General features: G+C 64.3%; 2 protein-coding genes. Both read right to left on the bottom strand.

The features are described 5' to 3' along the window. Positions 1–1,631, bottom strand: a 1,631-nt coding sequence (locus GVN21_RS20260) for a M10 family metallopeptidase C-terminal domain-containing protein (RefSeq protein ID WP_205690212.1), incomplete at its 3' end; no start/stop codon positions are given. Positions 1,632–1,906: 275 nt separating this feature from the next. Beyond that, on the bottom strand, positions 1,907–2,257 hold a 351-nt coding region (locus tag GVN21_RS21290), incomplete at its 5' end, for a M10 family metallopeptidase C-terminal domain-containing protein (protein ID WP_205690211.1).

Raw genomic sequence — 2,257 nt, 5'->3', positions numbered from 1 at the left:
GAAACGTTCGACAGGAAGCTCGCGTTGGTCACCGTCGCGGCCTGAACGTTCAGCAGCCGCACCGTCACGCCTGTCGCAAGGGTGACGAGGGCGTCGGCGCCACTCTGCACCACGCTCTGGTATTGGCCGAAGGCGGTGTCGTCGATCAGATCGATCCCGACCTGGAAGTCGGTGATGGTGTCGGCGCCGCTGCCGGCCGCAAACCGGAAGGTGTCGACGCCGCCGTAGCCGGTGACGGTGTCATCCCCACCCCCACCGGTCAGACTGTTGGCTGCGTCATTGCCATGGAGGACGTCGGCCCCGACCCCGCCGATGGCGTTCTCGATCACCGCTCCGATGGCGATGGCTACGTTCCCGACCATGCTGACGCCATTGTAGGTCCCGACGCTCGAGAAGTTGCCTTGTCGCAGGTCGATCAGCTGGTTGTTCGAGTAACCCGAGAAGTCGAAGGTATCACTGCCGCCGGCGTCCCAGACGGCGAACACCAGCCGCGTCGTCGCGCTGGTGGCCACAAACCAGGGCCGGTCGGCGTTGGAATTGAAGCCGTAGACCGTGTCGCCGGTCCGGGTGGTCATGTTGACGCCATAGGTTCTCTGAGCGGCCGCGATATCGTCCAACATCAGCGTGCCAGGATAAGACGGACCGAAGTAGGCGCCCGTGTTATCTTCGGTGAAGTAGCTCATCACCGTGTACTGGTGACTATCCTCATAGTACTCGGCCGACGTGTCGTACTCGAAGTCGATATCCGGATCGGCGTTGTACTCGCCTGGGTGAGAGAAGCCGATCGCGTGGCCGATCTCGTGCACCAGGGTCAGCATCCCGTAATTGCCGATCTGGGGATTGATCGCGCTGCCGGAATAGTTGACCCAGACATCGCCGCCGTTGGCGCTCAGGCTGGGGAAATAGGCGAAGGCCGCCGCCCCGTCGGCGCCATCGGCATAGTTGCCGAACAGGATGGTGGCGTTGTTGGAATAGGCCGCCTCACCCGTCGTCCCGGAGCCTTCACGAACGAACACGACCTTGGCCACATCGGACCAAGCCGCCAGCGCCAGCAGGCTGGCGTTGATCTGGGCCTCGGTGAAGCGGGTGAAGCCGGTGGTGTCGTCCGGCATGTTGGCCGGCGCGGTCGAGCGGAAGGCATAGGTGACGATCGACGGGGCGCCGCCCCAGTAAGCGTCATCCCAATGGTTATCGACGTCGGCGACGCCTGGCTGGGTCCAGAAATCGTTCCAGGACGAATAGGTACGGTTCAGCTGCACCGCCGCCTCGGCCACCGTCAGCGACGGCTTGCCGTTGGGGTGCGTGCCGCCACGGTCCGCGGCGTTGAGGAAGAATTCGGGGGCATCGCTCTCCCCGCCCACGCCGGGAATGGCGACCAGGGGCTTGTCCTCGCCGGTGAGGCCAGCGCAGGCCGGGCAGGCGCAGCGGAACACCACTTCATGATCGGCGGCAGCGATCCCGACCGTCGGCTCGGCCAGGGCGTCGATATGGGACTCGCCGGTGTAGTTGATCGCCGGTGACACCCACCGGGTTTCGACCACAGCGTCATCGCGCAAGACATCATCGCCGATGTCGCCGAACCCCAGGAGCTCGGTGTCGCCCAGTCCGTCCAAGCCGATGCGATAAGCCATGTCGTCCTCATGCACGCATCCGGCGCGAGACCGGATGAGACCCGACAACAGGAACGGCCACGGCCCCCGCGTCGCGCACTGAAATTGCTACAGAATCCGAGGACCCTGCATCCCTCTGACGGTTGGTATAACCGCGAGAGGCGAATTTCGCCACGAAAACCGTTGCTTAGAGGTGAACCGCGCCAAGGGGTCGCGGCCTACCGTCGTAAGCCGCGCAGCCCCAACGATCCGGGCGCCCCCGCCCTGTCCCAGGACGACCTATCGAGACGTCACATCTAGAGCAGCCAGTCGTCCTTCGGCGCTTCGGCGGGCAGGGGTGCGGACAGTCCGATGAAATCGGCTGAACTCAGGTTTGTCGCCTTGAAACCGATCAGGGTGACGAACCCACCATCGGTGAAGGTGATCTTCGCGCCGTTCGCGGCCTGGGTGATCGAGCTGTAGACACCGCCGTAGCCGCTGATGTCGATCAGATCGATGCCATCCTGGAAATCGTGGATGTTGTTGGGACCGTCCCCGGTCGAGAAGACGAAGCGATCCGCCCCGGCCCCCCCGTACAGCTGGTCGGAGTGGGCGCCGCCGATAATGATGTCGTCGCCCTCCCCGCCATAGAGGTAGTCGGCCCCGTC

The organism is Caulobacter sp. SLTY (genome assembly GCF_009905535.1).
Classification (GTDB): Bacteria; Pseudomonadota; Alphaproteobacteria; order Caulobacterales; family Caulobacteraceae; genus Caulobacter.
Note: the sequence above shows the minus strand (reverse complement) of the source record. Positions and strands in the feature narration are given on the sequence as shown.